16 protein-coding genes and 1 pseudogene are annotated in these 16,009 nt (G+C 55.6%); 12 read left to right on the forward strand and 5 right to left on the reverse strand.

Translation table 11 applies throughout. From position 1 onward, the window contains the following. Positions 1–49: 49 nt before the first annotated feature. From dnaK to nhaR, 4 genes are all read left to right on the forward strand, one after another. Complete coding sequence (gene dnaK, locus F8561_RS23260) at positions 50–1,963, forward strand: molecular chaperone DnaK (protein ID WP_014168568.1); 1,914 nt, start codon at positions 50–52, stop codon at positions 1,961–1,963. Positions 1,964–2,050: 87 nt separating this feature from the next. After that, a complete protein-coding gene (dnaJ, locus tag F8561_RS23265; protein ID WP_020882543.1) occupies positions 2,051–3,196 on the forward strand; it encodes a molecular chaperone DnaJ in 1,146 nt (381 codons plus the stop codon). Between the two features lie 182 nt (positions 3,197–3,378). Then, the gene (gene nhaA, locus F8561_RS23270) at positions 3,379–4,554 is read left to right on the forward strand and encodes a Na+/H+ antiporter NhaA (protein WP_151712091.1); all 1,176 of its coding nucleotides are present in this window, start codon (positions 3,379–3,381) and stop codon (positions 4,552–4,554) included. Positions 4,555–4,611: 57 nt separating this feature from the next. Continuing rightward, on the forward strand, positions 4,612–5,511 hold the full coding sequence (gene nhaR, locus F8561_RS23275; protein WP_014168572.1) for a transcriptional activator NhaR: 900 nt from the start codon (positions 4,612–4,614) through the stop codon (positions 5,509–5,511). A 59-nt stretch (positions 5,512–5,570) separates the two neighbouring features. On the opposite strand, the gene rpsT is transcribed toward nhaR, so the two are convergent. Then, complete coding sequence (gene rpsT, locus F8561_RS23280) at positions 5,571–5,834, reverse strand: 30S ribosomal protein S20 (protein ID WP_008502037.1); 264 nt, start codon at positions 5,832–5,834, stop codon at positions 5,571–5,573. A 102-nt stretch (positions 5,835–5,936) separates the two neighbouring features. On the opposite strand from rpsT, the pseudogene F8561_RS24505 reads away from it, so the two are divergent. The 8 genes and pseudogenes from F8561_RS24505 (at position 5,937) to F8561_RS23320 (ending at position 13,422) form a co-directional block, all read left to right on the forward strand. Beyond that, positions 5,937–6,155, forward strand: a pseudogene (locus F8561_RS24505) (DUF2575 domain-containing protein). Between the two features lie 7 nt (positions 6,156–6,162). Next, positions 6,163–7,101 carry a bifunctional riboflavin kinase/FAD synthetase gene (gene ribF / locus F8561_RS23290; RefSeq protein WP_014168574.1) on the forward strand — a complete coding sequence of 313 codons (939 nt, stop codon included), beginning with the start codon at positions 6,163–6,165 and terminating at the stop codon, positions 7,099–7,101. Between the two features lie 34 nt (positions 7,102–7,135). Beyond that, the gene (gene ileS, locus F8561_RS23295; protein ID WP_151888019.1) at positions 7,136–9,952 is read left to right on the forward strand and encodes an isoleucine--tRNA ligase; all 2,817 of its coding nucleotides are present in this window, start codon (positions 7,136–7,138) and stop codon (positions 9,950–9,952) included. Further along, positions 9,952–10,452, forward strand: a complete 501-nt coding sequence (gene lspA / locus F8561_RS23300) for a signal peptidase II (RefSeq protein WP_151888020.1) — start codon at positions 9,952–9,954, stop codon at positions 10,450–10,452. Before ileS ends, lspA begins: the two co-directional genes overlap by 1 nt. A gap of 92 nt (positions 10,453–10,544) precedes the next feature. Then, positions 10,545–10,994: an FKBP-type peptidyl-prolyl cis-trans isomerase gene (fkpB, locus tag F8561_RS23305; RefSeq protein ID WP_020882546.1), complete on the forward strand. Its 450-nt coding sequence runs from the start codon at positions 10,545–10,547 to the stop codon at positions 10,992–10,994. Position 10,995: 1 nt separating this feature from the next. After that, the gene (gene ispH, locus F8561_RS23310; protein WP_151888021.1) at positions 10,996–11,946 is read left to right on the forward strand and encodes a 4-hydroxy-3-methylbut-2-enyl diphosphate reductase; all 951 of its coding nucleotides are present in this window, start codon (positions 10,996–10,998) and stop codon (positions 11,944–11,946) included. 158 nt (positions 11,947–12,104) lie between these two features. Further along, complete coding sequence (locus tag F8561_RS23315; RefSeq protein WP_020882548.1) at positions 12,105–12,659, forward strand: glucose-6-phosphate isomerase family protein; 555 nt, start codon at positions 12,105–12,107, stop codon at positions 12,657–12,659. Next, positions 12,652–13,422: a glucose-6-phosphate isomerase family protein gene (locus F8561_RS23320; RefSeq protein ID WP_151888022.1), complete on the forward strand. Its 771-nt coding sequence runs from the start codon at positions 12,652–12,654 to the stop codon at positions 13,420–13,422. The genes F8561_RS23315 and F8561_RS23320 overlap by 8 nt, the downstream gene beginning before the upstream one ends. A gap of 26 nt (positions 13,423–13,448) precedes the next feature. Here F8561_RS23320 and F8561_RS23325 read toward each other — a convergent pair whose 3' ends face one another. Genes F8561_RS23325 through F8561_RS23340 form a run of 4 tightly spaced genes read right to left on the reverse strand, consistent with a single transcriptional unit; the run spans position 13,449 to position 16,007 of the window. Continuing rightward, entirely contained in the window at positions 13,449–14,267 is an 819-nt protein-coding gene (locus F8561_RS23325) for a PTS system mannose/fructose/sorbose family transporter subunit IID (protein WP_151888023.1), read from the reverse strand. Next, positions 14,267–15,064: a PTS mannose/fructose/sorbose/N-acetylgalactosamine transporter subunit IIC gene (locus tag F8561_RS23330; protein WP_151888055.1), complete on the reverse strand. Its 798-nt coding sequence runs from the start codon at positions 15,062–15,064 to the stop codon at positions 14,267–14,269. The genes F8561_RS23325 and F8561_RS23330 overlap by 1 nt, the downstream gene beginning before the upstream one ends. A gap of 10 nt (positions 15,065–15,074) precedes the next feature. Beyond that, complete coding sequence (locus F8561_RS23335; protein ID WP_151888024.1) at positions 15,075–15,569, reverse strand: PTS system mannose/fructose/N-acetylgalactosamine-transporter subunit IIB; 495 nt, start codon at positions 15,567–15,569, stop codon at positions 15,075–15,077. 9 nt (positions 15,570–15,578) lie between these two features. Continuing rightward, positions 15,579–16,007: a PTS sugar transporter subunit IIA gene (locus F8561_RS23340; RefSeq protein ID WP_020882552.1), complete on the reverse strand. Its 429-nt coding sequence runs from the start codon at positions 16,005–16,007 to the stop codon at positions 15,579–15,581. Positions 16,008–16,009: the final 2 nt, after the last annotated feature.

Genomic DNA, 16,009 nt, shown 5'->3' on the forward strand with positions numbered 1-16,009 from the left:
TACAGGTACACAACCACATGTTGACTGAATTTTAAGTGGAGACGTTTAGATGGGTAAAATTATTGGTATCGACCTGGGTACTACCAACTCTTGTGTAGCGATTATGGATGGCACTACCGCACGCGTGCTGGAGAACGCCGAGGGCGATCGCACCACGCCTTCTATCATTGCTTATACCCAGGATGGTGAAACTCTGGTTGGTCAGCCGGCTAAACGTCAGGCAGTGACAAACCCGCAAAATACCCTGTTTGCGATTAAACGCCTGATTGGCCGCCGCTTCCAGGACGAAGAAGTTCAGCGTGACGTTTCTATCATGCCTTACAAAATCATCGCAGCAGATAACGGCGATGCATGGCTTGATGTGAAAGGCACCAAAACGGCACCACCGCAGATCTCTGCTGAAGTGCTGAAAAAAATGAAGAAAACCGCAGAAGATTACCTGGGTGAACCGGTAACTGAAGCTGTTATCACCGTTCCTGCTTACTTCAACGATGCTCAGCGTCAGGCAACGAAAGATGCTGGCCGTATCGCAGGTCTGGAAGTAAAACGTATCATCAACGAACCAACCGCAGCGGCACTGGCTTACGGTCTGGATAAAGAAGTTGGCAACCGTACTATCGCGGTTTACGACCTGGGTGGTGGTACTTTCGATATCTCTATTATCGAAATCGACGAAGTTGATGGCGAAAAAACCTTCGAAGTTCTGGCAACCAACGGTGATACCCACCTGGGTGGTGAAGACTTCGATACCCGTCTGATCAACTACCTCGTTGACGAGTTCAAGAAAGATCAGGGCATTGACCTGCGTAACGACCCGCTGGCAATGCAGCGCCTGAAAGAAGCCGCTGAGAAAGCGAAGATCGAACTGTCTTCCGCTCAGCAGACCGACGTGAACCTGCCGTATATCACTGCAGACGCGACCGGTCCTAAACACATGAACATTAAAGTGACCCGTGCGAAACTGGAAAGCCTGGTAGAAGACCTGGTGAACCGTTCCATCGAGCCACTGAAAGTTGCTCTGCAGGATGCTGGCCTGTCCGTGTCTGATATCAACGACGTTATCCTCGTCGGTGGCCAGACCCGTATGCCAATGGTTCAGAAGAAAGTGGCTGAATTCTTTGGTAAAGAGCCACGTAAAGACGTTAACCCGGACGAAGCAGTGGCTATCGGTGCTGCCGTTCAGGGTGGTGTGTTGACGGGTGATGTGAAAGACGTTCTGCTGCTGGACGTTACCCCGCTGTCTCTGGGTATCGAAACCATGGGCGGTGTGATGACGGCGCTTATCACCAAAAACACCACTATCCCTACTAAACACAGCCAGGTGTTCTCTACTGCTGAAGACAACCAGTCTGCAGTAACCATCCATGTGCTGCAGGGTGAGCGTAAGCGTGCGGCGGATAACAAGTCACTGGGTCAGTTCAACCTGGATGGCATCAACCCGGCGCCACGCGGTATGCCGCAGATCGAAGTAACCTTCGATATCGATGCTGATGGTATCCTGCACGTTTCCGCGAAAGACAAAAACAGCGGTAAAGAGCAGAAGATCACCATTAAGGCCTCTTCCGGTCTGAACGAAGAAGAGATCCAGAAAATGGTTCGTGAAGCAGAAGCGAACGCGGAATCTGACCGTAAGTTCGAAGAGCTGGTTCAGACCCGCAACCAGGGCGACCATCTGCTGCACAGCACCCGTAAGCAGGTTGAAGAAGCCGGCGATAAACTGCCAGCTGAAGACAAAACGGCTATCGAAGCTGCACTGAGCGCGCTGGAAACGTCTCTGAAAGGCGAAGATAAAGCGGATATCGAAGCGAAGATGCAGGAGCTGGCACAGGCTTCTCAGAAGCTGATGGAAATCGCTCAGCAGCAGCACGCCCAACAGCAGGCTGGCGCTGACGCTTCTCAGAACAACGCGAAAGACGACGACGTTGTCGACGCTGAGTTCGAAGAAGTGAAAGACAAAAAATAATCGCCCTGATGCAGGGTAATTAATCGGCACGGGCGTAGGAGAACTCTCCACGCCCGTGCTCGCATGTTAAGGGGCTTAAAAAAACCAATGGCAAAGCAAGACTATTACGAGATTTTAGGCGTTCCGAAAACTGCGGAAGAGCGTGAAATCAAAAAGGCGTATAAGCGCCTGGCCATGAAATTCCACCCGGATCGCAACCAGGGTGACAAAGAGGCTGAAGCCAAATTTAAAGAGATCAAAGAAGCCTACGAAGTCCTGACCGATGCACAGAAACGTGCGGCCTATGACCAGTACGGTCACGCAGCCTTCGAACAAGGCGGCATGGGCGGCGGTGGATTCGGTGGCGGCGGCTTTGGCGGCGGCGCTGACTTCAGCGATATCTTTGGCGATGTTTTCGGCGACATTTTTGGCGGCGGTCGTGGCCGTCAGCGCGCGGCGCGCGGTGCCGACCTGCGCTACAACATGGATCTGACGCTGGAAGAGGCCGTACGCGGCGTCACCAAAGAGATCCGTATTCCGACGCTGGAAGAGTGTGACGTTTGCCACGGCAGCGGCGCGAAAGCAGGCACCCAGCCGCAAACCTGTCCAACCTGTCACGGTTCCGGCCAGGTACAGATGCGTCAGGGCTTCTTCGCCGTGCAGCAGGCGTGTCCGCACTGTCATGGTCGCGGTACGCTGATTAAAGACCCCTGCACAAAATGCCACGGTCATGGTCGCGTTGAGAAAACCAAGACGCTGTCCGTTAAAATCCCGGCAGGCGTGGACACGGGCGACCGTATCCGTCTGGCAGGTGAAGGTGAGGCCGGCGAGCACGGTGCACCGGCAGGCGATCTGTACGTTCAGGTTCAGGTCAAGCAGCACGCCATCTTCGAGCGTGAAGGCAACAACCTGTACTGTGAAGTGCCCATCAACTTCGCCATGGCGGCACTCGGTGGCGAAATTGAAGTGCCAACGCTTGATGGTCGCGTCAATCTGAAGGTTCCAGGCGAAACCCAGACCGGCAAGCTGTTCCGCATGCGTGGTAAAGGTGTTAAATCCGTTCGCGGTGGTGCGCAGGGCGACCTGCTGTGCCGCGTGGTGGTTGAAACCCCGGTTGGCCTGAACGACAAGCAGAAACAGCTGCTGAAAGAGCTGCAGGAAAGTTTTGGCGGCCCGACGGGTGAGAAAAACAGCCCGCGCTCCAAAAGCTTCTTCGATGGCGTCAAAAAATTCTTCGACGATTTGACCCGCTGATCCGTTAGCTGGTGTTCATCTCAAAAAGCCCGGAAGCGATTTCGGGCTTTTTCTTTTTGTAGCTGTCCTCATGGCTATCATTCGGTAAAACTGAATATATACTCAACATTAATCTGCTTTTGCCGAGCTGTTTGGCCTGGTATTATGGTTTTACCGAAGTATTGCTGTAAGAGAGAGCCTACGTGAAATTAATACACCGTTTTTTTAGCAGTGAAGCATCAGGCGGCATCATCCTGATTATTGCCGCTGCGGCCGCGATGGCGCTGGCCAATATGGGTTTCACACGCGACTTTTACCACGCGTTTCTGGAAACTCCCGTCGAGCTGAAAGTCGGGGCGCTGGAAATTAACAAGAACATGCTGCTGTGGATCAACGATGCACTGATGGCCGTGTTTTTCCTGCTGGTAGGACTGGAGGTTAAGCGTGAGCTGGTCCTGGGTTCGCTTGCCAGCCGTCAGCGTGCCGCGTTCCCGGTGATTGCCGCATTCGGGGGGATGGTCATTCCGGCGTTGCTCTTCCTGGTGTTCACCTGGCAGGATCCGGTATCGCGTCATGGCTGGGCTATTCCGGCAGCAACGGATATCGCGTTTGCCCTGGGTGTGCTGGCCTTGCTGGGAAGCCGCGTGCCGGTGGCACTGAAAATCTTCCTGATGGCGCTGGCAATCATTGATGACCTGGGCGCGATTGTCATTATTGCGCTGTTCTACACCAGCGACCTGTCGATCCTGTCGTTGAGCGTTGCCGCAGGAGCGATTGCGGTACTGGCGCTGTTGAACATTTGCAACGTGCGCCGCATCGGGATCTACGTGCTGGTGGGGATGGTGCTGTGGACCGCGGTACTGAAATCAGGCGTGCACGCTACGCTCGCCGGGGTCATCGTCGGCTTCTTCGTTCCGCTTAAGCCGCAGGAGGGGAAATCGCCTGCTAAACAGCTGGAGCATGTGCTGCACCCGTGGGTCGCCTTTATGATCCTGCCGCTGTTTGCTTTCGCTAATGCAGGCGTTTCGCTGGAAGGGGTAACCCTTGAGGGACTGACCTCAATGCTGCCGCTGGGCATTATTGCCGGACTGTTTATTGGTAAGCCGCTGGGTATTAGCCTGTTCTGCTGGCTGGCGCTGAAGCTGAAGCTGGCGTCACTGCCGCACGGTACCACGTTTAAGCAGATCATGGCGGTGGGCGTGCTGTGCGGCATTGGGTTTACCATGTCGATCTTTATCTCAACGCTGGCTTTTGGTGCCCATGCGCCTGAGCTTATCGTCTGGGCGAAGCTGGGTATCCTTATCGGATCGTTACTGGCCGCAGTCACTGGCTATACCTTATTGAAGGTCAAACTGTCCGGACCGGTCGTTCAGGCATAACAGGAAACCGGGAGAAGAACACCTTCTCCCGCTACACGATCAGGGAGCGAAGACACGATGTCTCATTTGAATTACAACCACCTTTACTACTTCTGGCACGTCTATAAGCAGGGATCGGTCGTGGGGGCGGCAGAGGCGCTCTACCTGACGCCGCAGACCATCACCGGGCAAATCAAAGCGCTGGAAGAGCGGCTGCAGGGCAAGCTCTTTAAGCGCAAGGGCCGTGGGATTGAGCCAAGTGAGCTGGGCGAACTGGTTTTCCGCTACGCGGATAAGATGTTCACCTTAAGCCAGGAGATGCTGGATATTGTTAACTACCGCAAAGAGTCAAACCTGCTCTTTGACGTCGGCGTGGCGGATGCGTTGTCAAAACGGCTGGTCAGCGGCGTGCTGGATGCGGCGGTGGTCGAAGATGAGCAAATCCACCTGCGCTGTTTTGAGTCCACGCACGAGATGCTGCTGGAGCAGCTGAGCCAGCATAAGCTGGATATGATTATCTCGGACTGCCCGATCGACTCTACGCAGCAGGAAGGGCTGTTCTCGGTGAAGATTGGCGAATGCGGGGTCAGCTTCTGGTGCATTAACCCGCCGCCCGAAAAACCGTTTCCTGCCTGTCTGGAGGAGCGTCGTTTGCTGGTACCAGGCCGGCGCTCCATGCTTGGGCGCAAACTGCTGAACTGGTTTAACTCTCAGGGACTGAAGGTGGAGATCCTCGGCGAGTTTGACGATGCGGCGCTAATGAAAGCCTTTGGTGAGGCGCATAACGCCATCTTCGTTGCACCGACGCTGTACGTGCACGATCTCTATTCAGATAACAAGATTACGGAGATTGGCCGGGTCGATAACGTGATGGAGGAGTATCACGCGATATTTGCAGAAAGGATGATTCAACACCCAGCGGTACAGCGCATCTGTAACCGCGACTACTCGGCGCTGTTTACGCCACCGGCAATCTGAAGATATAAAAAAACCCGCGTTAAGCGGGTTCTTTTAAAACAAGCAACAACAAGTGGCGATTAAGCCAGTTTGTTGATCTGCGCGGTCAGGTTTGCTTTATGACGCGCTGCTTTGTTTTTGTGGATCAGACCTTTAGCAGCCTGACGATCCACGATTGGTTGCATTTCATTAAATGCGTTCTGCGCAGCAGCTTTGTCGCCAGCTTCGATAGCTGCGTATACTTTCTTGATGAAAGTACGCATCATAGAGCGACGGCTTGCATTGTGCTTACGAGCCTTTTCAGACTGGATAGCACGTTTCTTAGCTGATTTGATATTAGCCAAGGTCCAACTCCCAAATATGATCTATGTGGACAATTCAAAGGCCGAGGAATATGCCCTCTATACCTTCTTTTGTCAATGGATTTGTGCAAATAAGCGCCGTTGATTGGCGACGCTACGTTACGTAGTGATGGCGCAGGATTCTACCAGCTTGTCGCTCGTGAATACAGCTTTTCGGCACAAAAAACGCAGTTCACAGGCAGATTTTTTTGCTGTGAAAGGTCAGCCTGATGAAATCATTACGGCTTTCTGTTTTGCGCGAACAATCGCCGGTTAACCTTAACCGCTGTACAAGGTATACTTTGGCGATTTTCACTGTTTTGAGCCAGACATGAAGCTGATACGCGGCATACATAATCTCAGCAGAGCACCGCACGGGTGCGTGCTGACCATTGGTAATTTCGACGGCGTGCATCGTGGTCATCAGGCGCTGCTGCAGGGATTGCGTAAAGAAGGGGAGGCGCGTGGCCTGCCCGTTGTAGTGATGATTTTTGAGCCGCAGCCGCTGGAGCTGTTTGCCGGCGATAAATCACCGGCTCGCCTCACTCGCCTGCGCGAGAAGTTGCGCTACCTGGCAGAGTCCGGGGTGGACTACGTATTGTGCGTGCGTTTCGATCGCCGCTTTGCCGCGCTCACAGCACAAAATTTCGTTAGTGACCTGCTGGTCAGGCGCCTTGGCGTGCAGTTTCTGGCCGTGGGGGATGATTTCCGCTTTGGCGCTGGTCGTCAGGGCGATTTCTTGCTATTACAGAAGGCTGGCCTCGAGTACGGCTTTGATGTCACCAGCGCAATGACCTTTTGCGAAGGCGGCGTCCGGGTTAGCAGCACTGCGGTGCGTCAGGCGCTGGCCAACGATGAACTGGATACGGCGGAAACGCTGCTGGGACATCCGTTTAGCATTTCAGGCCGTGTGGTCCATGGCGATGCGCTGGGCCGCACCATAGGTTTCCCGACGGCGAATATACCGCTACGTCGTCAGGTCTCCCCGGTTAAAGGGGTATATGCGGTGGAAGTGGCTGGTCTGGGCGATAAACCGTATTTCGGTGTCGCCAATATTGGCACACGTCCTACAGTCGCTGGTGTCCGTCAACAATTAGAAGTGCACCTGTTGGACGTTGTAATGGACCTTTATGGTCGCCATATAGATGTGATACTGCGTAAAAAAATACGCAATGAGCAGCGATTTGCTTCGCTGGATGAACTAAAGGCGCAAATCGCGCGAGATGAATTAACGGCCCGCGAGTTTTTTGGGCGAGTAAACCCGGCTTAAATGCCTACGTGAAAAATACGGAACCGAGAATCTGATGAGTGACTATAAATCAACCCTGAATTTGCCGGAAACAGGGTTCCCGATGCGCGGCGATCTCGCCAAGCGCGAACCGGGAATGCTGGCGCGTTGGACCGATGATGACCTGTACGGCATCATCCGTGCAGCCAAAAAAGGCAAAAAAACCTTCATTCTGCATGATGGCCCTCCATATGCGAATGGCAGCATTCATATTGGTCACTCTGTAAACAAGATTCTGAAAGACATTATCGTGAAGTCCAAAGGCCTCGCGGGATATGACTCGCCTTACGTTCCGGGCTGGGACTGCCATGGTCTGCCAATCGAACTGAAAGTTGAGCAAGAGTTTGGTAAGCCGGGTGAGAAGTTCACCGCGGCAGAATTCCGCGCAAAATGTCGCGAATACGCGGCTACGCAGGTTGACGGTCAGCGTCAGGACTTTATCCGCCTGGGCGTGCTGGGTGACTGGTCACGTCCGTACCTGACCATGGACTTCAAAACCGAAGCCAACATCATCCGTGCGCTGGGTAAAATCATCGGTAACGGCCATCTGCACAAAGGCGCGAAGCCGGTGCACTGGTGCGTGGACTGCCGTTCTGCGCTGGCAGAAGCGGAAGTGGAGTATTACGACAAAACCTCTCCGTCAATCGATGTGGCCTTCCACGCGGTCGATCAGGAGGCGGTGAAAGCCAAATTTGGCGTGACCTCTGTCAATGGCACCATCTCGCTGGTTATCTGGACCACCACCCCGTGGACGCTGCCAGCAAACCGCGCGATCTCCCTGTCCGGTGAGTTCGAGTACGCGCTGGTGCAGGTTGATGGTCAGGCGCTGATCCTGGCGAAAGATCTGGTCGAAAGCGTGCTGAAACGCGCGAACATCGCCGACTACACCGTGCTGGGCACCGTGAAAGGTGACGCGCTGGAGCTGATGCGCTTCAAACACCCGTTCCTGGACTTCGATGTGCCGGCGATTCTGGGCGATCACGTGACGCTGGATGCGGGTACCGGTGCGGTACATACCGCCGGTGGCCACGGTCCTGACGACTACAGCATCAGCCTGAAATACGGTCTTGAAATCGCTAACCCGGTGGGTCCTGACGGCTCTTACCTGCCTGGTACCTACCCGGCGCTGGACGGTATTAACGTCTTCAAAGCGAACGACATCATCGTTAACATGCTGCGCACCAGCGGCGCGCTGCTGCACGTTGAGAAAATGCAGCACAGCTATCCGTGCTGCTGGCGTCACAAATCACCGATCATCTTCCGTGCGACCCCACAGTGGTTCATTAGCATGGATCAGAAAGGCCTGCGCGAGCAGTCCCTGAAAGAGATCAAAGGCGTGCAGTGGATCCCGGACTGGGGTCAGGCGCGTATCGAATCCATGGTCGCTAACCGTCCTGACTGGTGTATCTCCCGTCAGCGTACCTGGGGCGTACCAATGTCTCTGTTCGTGCACAAAGAGACACAGGAACTGCACCCGAACACCCTGGCGCTGATGGAAGAAGTCGCGAAGCGTGTTGAAGTTGACGGCATTCAGGCATGGTGGGATCTCGATTCCCGCGACATCCTGGGCGCTGATGCAGACAACTACGAGAAAGTGCCTGATACCCTGGACGTGTGGTTTGACTCCGGTTCAACGCACGCGTCTGTTGTTGACGTGCGTCCGGAATTTGCCGGCCACGCGGCAGATATGTACCTGGAAGGTTCTGACCAACACCGTGGCTGGTTCATGTCATCGCTGATGATTTCCACCGCCATGAAAGGTAAAGCACCGTATCGCCAGGTGCTGACCCACGGTTTCACCGTGGATGGTCAGGGCCGTAAGATGTCTAAATCGATCGGTAACACCGTCTCTCCGCAGGACGTGATGAACAAACTGGGCGCGGACATTCTGCGTCTGTGGGTTGCTTCTACCGACTATACCGGCGAAATGGCGGTGTCGGACGAGATCCTGAAACGTGCTGCCGACAGCTATCGTCGTATCCGTAACACCGCGCGCTTCCTGCTGGCGAACCTGAACGGGTTCGATCCGGTAAAAGATATGGTGAAACCGGAAGAGATGGTGGTGCTGGATCGCTGGGCGGTAGGCTGCGCGAAAGCGGCACAGGAAGATATCCTGAAGGCTTACGAATCTTATGATTTCCACGAAGTGGTGCAGCGCCTGATGCGCTTCTGCTCCATCGAGATGGGCTCGTTCTACCTCGACATCATCAAAGACCGCCAGTACACCGCGAAAGCGGACAGCGTGGCGCGTCGTAGCTGCCAGACTGCGCTGTTCCACATCGCAGAAGCGCTGGTTCGCTGGATGGCACCGATCATGTCCTTCACCGCAGATGAAATCTGGGGTTACCTGCCAGGCGACCGTGAGAAGTATGTCTTCACCGGCGAGTGGTATGAAGGTCTGTTCGATCTCTCCAGCACCGAAGCGATGAACGATGCCTTCTGGGACGAGCTGCTGAAAGTGCGTGGCGAAGTGAACAAGGTTATCGAGCAGGCGCGTGCAGACAAGAAAGTCGGCGGCTCGCTGGAAGCGGCAGTTACCCTGTACGCCGAGCCAGAGCTGGCGGCGAAACTGACGGCGCTGGGCGATGAATTACGATTTGTCCTGTTGACCTCCGGTGCGAAAGTTGCGGATTATGCCCAGGCGTCTGCTGATGCACAGCAGAGCGAACTGCTCAAAGGACTGAAAGTCGCACTGAGCAAAGCCGAAGGTGATAAATGCCCGCGTTGCTGGCATTACACCACTGATGTCGGCCAGGTGGCGGAACACGCAGATATCTGCGGACGCTGTGTCAGCAACGTCGCCGGTGACGGCGAGAAACGTAAGTTTGCCTGATGAGTAAAACTCTCTGTTCAACAGGACTGCGCTGGCTGTGGCTGGTGGTGGTAGTGCTGATTATCGATCTGGGCAGCAAGTTCCTGATCCTCCAGAATTTTGCTCTGGGGGAGACGGTGTCGCTGTTCCCGTCGTTTAACCTGCATTACGCACGTAACTACGGTGCGGCGTTTAGTTTCCTTGCTGACAGCGGTGGCTGGCAGCGCTGGTTCTTTGCAGGTATCGCTATCGGTATCTGCGTGGTGCTATCGCTGCTGATGTACCGTTCGAAGGCAACACAAAAGCTAAATAACATCGCCTATGCGCTGATTATCGGTGGCGCGCTGGGCAACCTGTTTGATCGCCTGTGGCACGGCTTTGTGGTCGATATGATCGACTTCTATGTCGGCGACTGGCACTTCGCGACCTTTAACCTCGCCGACAGCGCAATTTGCATCGGCGCGGCGTTAATCGTGTTGGAAGGCTTCTTGCCGAACGCGGCCGCGAAGAAACAGGCTTAAATGTAAATGCCGGGTGGCGCATGCGCCCCCGGCCTACAGAATGTCTGGCCTGCCGTCTCTTACCGGTGGGTCAAAACAAGCGAGCAATTTGCATGTCTAAATCCGTACAGAGCAACAGCGCGGTTCTCGTTCATTTCACGCTGAAACTGGATGATGGCTCCACGGCTGAATCCACCCGTAATAACGGCAAACCCGCCCTGTTTCGTCTCGGCGACACCTCCCTGTCTGAAGGTCTTGAGCAACAGCTGCTTGGCCTGAAAGAAGGCGAGAAAAAGGCATTTTCGCTGGAGCCGGATGCCGCGTTTGGCGTGCCAAGCCCGGACCTTGTTCAGTACTTCTCGCGCCGCGAGTTTATGGATGCAGGTGAGCCGGAAATCGGGGCGATCATGCTCTTTACCGCTATGGATGGCAGCGAAATGCCTGGCGTGATCCGCGAAATCAATGGTGACTCCATCACCGTTGACTTCAACCATCCGCTTGCCGGGCGCACCGTCCATTTTGATATTGAAGTGCTGGAGATCGATCCGGTACTGGAGGCCTGAAATGCAGATCCTGTTGGCTAACCCGCGCGGCTTTTGCGCCGGTGTAGACCGCGCTATCAGCATTGTTGAAAACGCGCTCGAGATTTACGGCGCGCCGATTTATGTGCGTCACGAAGTGGTGCATAACCGTTATGTCGTCGACAGCCTGCGCGAGCGTGGCGCGATCTTCATTGAGCAGATCAGCGAAGTGCCTGACGGCGCGATCCTGATTTTCTCCGCGCACGGGGTTTCTCAGGCGGTGCGTAACGAAGCGAAAAGCCGCGATCTGACCGTGTTCGACGCCACCTGCCCATTAGTGACCAAAGTGCATATGGAAGTGGCGCGCGCCAGCCGTCGTGGTGAAGAGTCGATCCTGATTGGCCATGCCGGCCACCCGGAAGTCGAAGGTACCATGGGCCAGTACAGCAATCCGGAAGGGGGGATGTACCTGGTGGAGTCGCCGGAAGATGTGTTTACGCTGAACGTCAAAAATGAAACGCGTCTCTCGTTTATGACCCAGACGACGCTCTCCGTTGACGATACGTCGGACGTGATTGACGCCCTGCGCCAGCGCTTCCCGAAAATCGTCGGCCCGCGTAAGGACGACATTTGCTACGCCACCACCAATCGCCAGGAAGCGGTGCGTGCTCTTGCTGAACAGGCGGACGTGGTGCTGGTTGTCGGTTCGAAAAATTCCTCTAACTCCAACCGTCTGGCTGAACTTGCGCAGCGAATGGGGAAAGCGGCCTATCTGATTGATGATTCCAGCGATATCCAGGAAGCGTGGGTGAAAAACGTGGCCTGTGTCGGGGTAACCGCTGGCGCCTCGGCTCCGGATATCCTGGTGCAGAACGTGATTTCCCGTCTGCAGGAACTGGGCGGCGGCGAAGCGCTCCCGCTGGAAGGACGCGAAGAGAACATTGTTTTCGAGGTCCCGAAAGAGCTGCGTATCGACGCACGCGAAGTCGAGTAAGTTTCCTCGCGCATGACCCGAATGCCGGCCACGTCAGTGGCCGGCATTTTTATTGCTGATTAACTGTGATTCACCTGACACATTGCGCCTTTGATGCGCAGGTTAATCGTTTAAATTGTTATGCTGGGCGGGTTGTTCTCCTCGGGCCGGAGAAGACGATGACTTCAGATATTATCCTGCCGCCTCTGGTGGCCTGGGCCAGTGGTACACTTGCCCGCGGCGCACTTATTCTTAAATCCACACGCCTTGCCGATCTCAATGGTTTGTTTGCCGATCGAGACGCCTGGGCACAATGCGATCCGCATCAGACGGTGTATGACGTCGAAATGCTGGAATCGCCTGCACAGGAAGGGGCGTTGTTTGTCGGCGTTACCCATTTACATGCAGGTAAAATCGGCCGGGAATTCTTTATGACCCGCGGCCATTTTCATCAACGTCGTGAACAGGGCGAAGTCTATTTTGGACTGCGGGGAAGTGGCCTGCTTTTACTCCAGACGACATCCGGCGAAACCCGTCTGGAGTGCGTGATGCCGGGATCCGTCCATATTATTGCGCCTTTTACCGCCCACCGTTTAATCAATACCGGTGAGACCACGCTCTCTTCACTCGCGGTCTGGCCCGCCGTCGCCGGACACGACTATGCCGCGTTACCCGATGGTTTTGCCGTGCGGGTATTGACCACTGACGGTGGCTGGGAGGTTCAGAATGGATAACTTTGGGCTGGACATGACCATCACCCGGCACCCGCTGGGGTTCAGCTACGGTGAGGACGTCACTGGCCCGATGCCAGAGATCCGTACGCTTGATGAGATCCGCGCGTCGTTACGGGATCCTGACTGCTCAGGGCCGGAAGACGTTTATGCTATCGCGATGGATGTCGCCCGTCTGGCAGACCGGCAGGAGCTGAAAAAACGCATGCTGCTGTTTGGGGTCGTGACCTACGCGACGGGAACGCTGGGTGAAGAGCCGATCCGCAGCCAGGGGCATGTTCACCGTAAAAGCCGTCACAGCGGCTGGTCTCCGCCCGAGCTGTATGAAATCTGGCAGGGGCGCGCCATTATCTATATGCAGGAGTATGTTGCGGACGATCCCGGGCGCTGTTTCGCCGTACTGGCCGGGCAGGGTGAAAAGGTGCTGGTTCCGCCTGGCTGGGGGCATGCCACTATCTCTGCCTCGCCGGATGAACCGCTGACCTTCGGTGCGTGGTGCGACAGGGAATATGGTTTTGAATATGATGCCGTGCGGGCGCGTAAAGGACTGGCCTGGTATCCGCTGCTGCAGGGGAGCCATATCATCTGGCAGCACAACACGCATTATCTGCCGGGGCGGCTACAGATGATCACACCGCGTCGCTACAGCGAATTCGGCCTGACGGATGAGCCTGTCTATACGCAATTTATTGCCGATCCTGCTCGCTTTCAGTTTATCTCTCGCCCGGATAAAGTGGCCGAGCTGTGGCATAACTTCCACCCATAAAAAACCGGGGCATTGCCCCGGCTGTCTTATCCGGCAAACAGACCTGACGCGACGCCCAGCGCCGCCAGCGCAAGCAACACAATCATGGCCCTGACCGGGGAGACGCCACGTTTCGCCATCAGATACCAGGTGCCCAGAACCACCAGAAGCGGTAATAGCTGCGGGAAGATACCGTCAAGCATCTGCTGAATATGGATGTTAACCCCGTCACGGGTGATAAATTCCAGTCCGGTGCCCAGCTTAACGTAGCTTGCCGCCACGCCGCCCATCACAAATACACCCAGCAGAGACAAAGCTTCGCGCAGTCGCGTTGACTTGCTGCTCACCAGCATCTCGACCGACCCTGAGCCCATCTGGTAGCCTTTCAGAAACAGAAACCAGGATCCCGGGATAATGATGGCCAGCCAGGCGACGGTGTAGAACAACGGGCCAAGAACATTTCCTCCGGCGGCAAGCGCCATACCGATGCTCAGCAAAATGGGGATCAGCATGCCGGGGATCATTGAGTCACCAATCCCCGCGATTGGTCCCATCAGCCCCACCTTCAGGGTATTGATCGTTTCGCCATCAATGGGCTCGCCGTTGGCTTTTTTCTCTTCCAGCCCAAGCGCCATACCGTTTACGATGGCACCGATCTGCGGCTCCGTGTTGTAAAACGAGGCGTGTCGGCGCAGCATCTCGGTGCGCTGGGCGGCATCCGGGTAGAGTTTTTTGGCGACCGGTAACATGCTCAGACAGAAGCCGAACGATTCCAGACGCTCGAAGCTCATCGAAGAGAGGTTATGCATCATCCACGCTCGCCAGCAGCGGCGCAGATCTTGTCGGGTCAGTTTACGGTCTTCCATCAGAATTCATCCTCATCGTCGGCGGGCCTACCCGGCGTGACAGCCTGCGGCGCTTCCGGCTTGTAGTTGTAATGAATTAACGCCAGCAGGGCGCCCACAATCACCAGTGCCACCATGTTGAGCTTCAGGAACACAATGCATATGAAGCCCACCAGGAAGTAGATCAGCATGCTGTAGCTTTTGATGATCTGCTTAAGCAGGATGGCGATCCCAACGGCCGGTAAGATGCCCCCCAGCACGTTCATGGTCGAAAGCACGATGTCGGGCAGACTGTCCATAAACCCGCTGATGTACTGCGCGCCAAAATAGACGGCGATGAACGTCGGCACAAAGCGCAGAACAAAGTTCATCACCTGCGGCCAGACCGCGCTGTTAAGATAAATTCCGCGCTCATCCCCGCGCTCAAGCGCCACGTCGGCGCGGTGGTTCCAGAACGAGTTCAATACCATCATGGCGTTAAACAGTATCGTTCCGGCAATGCCAATGGTCGCCGCCAGCGCCACGGCCACCTCTGGCCCTTTGCCCGACAGAATCCCCAGCGCGATAGCAGGATAAGCGACAAAATTGAGGTCGGCAGGCATTGAACCGCCGGGGGTGACCATCGCGATATAAACGGCCTGCACCGCCACACCAATCATGATCCCGGTTTTAACGTCGCCCAGAATCAGGCCCACCAGCATCCCCGAAACCAGCGGGCGGGAGATGAGATACCAGCCGCCCGTCAGGCCAAAAAGCCAGGGACTACTGAGTGCACCGAGATAGCAAAGCAGACCGATGAGAGAAGCTTCGAAAATCATCATGCGCTCCTTATTTCAGTTTTTGCCGGGCGTCCTGCCAGCTGTAAAAACTGGCATCGGGCACCAGACGAAACTCGATGGCATGTCCCTGTTCAGTCAGCCAGTCAAAGGCTGCTGCCTCCTCTGGCGTTACGGACTGATTAGGGCCAATGGTGGTGGTGTTGGCGCGGGCACTCATTGGCCCGACGTTAATTTTGCCATTGCCGTTCTTCAGGCTTATGCCTGCCTGTTCAAGGCGTTGCAGGGTGACAGGCGATTTGCCAATCACGAAGTAGCGCTTATCGCTGGCAATCACTTTCGGCAGCTTTTCGATGGCTGTCAGGATATCGAACAGCCACACTCTGGTATCTGACACCGCGCCTTTCATTACCGACGAGAGCAGCGGATCGGCCGCGACGGCATCGTCAATTGCCACGATGCCATCACAGGGCAGCTCTTTGGCCCAGCGCGTGACGAGCTGCCCGTGAATCACCCGGTCGTCAATACGTACAAACGAAATGCTCATATAAGCTCCTTAGAAATCGTCGTTCTGGGCGGATTCCACCCGTTTTGCCTGAACCAGGGTGGGCTGCGTTAATGCGATGAGCTGCGCGGCGGCGGCATGGACATCCCGGGCCATCAGAATGTCGTCGGTGAGCAAGAGCATGGGGAAGTTGACTCCCGCCACCACGGCGACCGGCGGATGCGTCTGGGGATTAAACGCGTATTCGCAGGCCACATTCCAGGGCGTTCCGCTCTGCATATCGCACAGGACGACGATGCCGTCTGCGCCCGCACCTGCGCGGTGGTATGCCGCAGCGAAATCACGGCGAAACCCCGCTATGCCAGCCTGTGCGTTCAGACATACCGCCTGTCGATGAGGAAGATCGCCATACACCATTTTTCCGCTTTCCAGCAGGGCAGTGGCCAGCGGGCCGTGTGTCGCCACAATAATGTGAATCATGG

Source organism: Enterobacter sp. 198, assembly GCF_009025585.1.
Taxonomy (GTDB): Bacteria; Pseudomonadota; Gammaproteobacteria; order Enterobacterales; family Enterobacteriaceae; genus Enterobacter; species Enterobacter ludwigii.

Coding starts and splice junctions, on each gene's coding strand:
- dnaK (WP_014168568.1), top strand. CDS start 50: ATGGGTAAAATTATTGGTATCGACCTGGGTACTACCAACTCTTGTGTA.
- F8561_RS23330 (WP_151888055.1), bottom strand. CDS start 15,064: ATGATTTTCGAAGCTTCTCTCATCGGTCTGCTTTGCTATCTCGGTGCA.
- lspA (WP_151888020.1), top strand. CDS start 9,952: ATGAGTAAAACTCTCTGTTCAACAGGACTGCGCTGGCTGTGGCTGGTG.
- F8561_RS23325 (WP_151888023.1), bottom strand. CDS start 14,267: ATGGAAGACCGTAAACTGACCCGACAAGATCTGCGCCGCTGCTGGCGA.
- ispH (WP_151888021.1), top strand. CDS start 10,996: ATGCAGATCCTGTTGGCTAACCCGCGCGGCTTTTGCGCCGGTGTAGAC.
- ileS (WP_151888019.1), top strand. CDS start 7,136: ATGAGTGACTATAAATCAACCCTGAATTTGCCGGAAACAGGGTTCCCG.
- nhaR (WP_014168572.1), top strand. CDS start 4,612: ATGTCTCATTTGAATTACAACCACCTTTACTACTTCTGGCACGTCTAT.
- ribF (WP_014168574.1), top strand. CDS start 6,163: ATGAAGCTGATACGCGGCATACATAATCTCAGCAGAGCACCGCACGGG.
- F8561_RS23340 (WP_020882552.1), bottom strand. CDS start 16,007: ATGATTCACATTATTGTGGCGACACACGGCCCGCTGGCCACTGCCCTG.
- fkpB (WP_020882546.1), top strand. CDS start 10,545: ATGTCTAAATCCGTACAGAGCAACAGCGCGGTTCTCGTTCATTTCACG.
- F8561_RS23320 (WP_151888022.1), top strand. CDS start 12,652: ATGGATAACTTTGGGCTGGACATGACCATCACCCGGCACCCGCTGGGG.
- dnaJ (WP_020882543.1), top strand. CDS start 2,051: ATGGCAAAGCAAGACTATTACGAGATTTTAGGCGTTCCGAAAACTGCG.
- F8561_RS23315 (WP_020882548.1), top strand. CDS start 12,105: ATGACTTCAGATATTATCCTGCCGCCTCTGGTGGCCTGGGCCAGTGGT.
- F8561_RS23335 (WP_151888024.1), bottom strand. CDS start 15,569: ATGAGCATTTCGTTTGTACGTATTGACGACCGGGTGATTCACGGGCAG.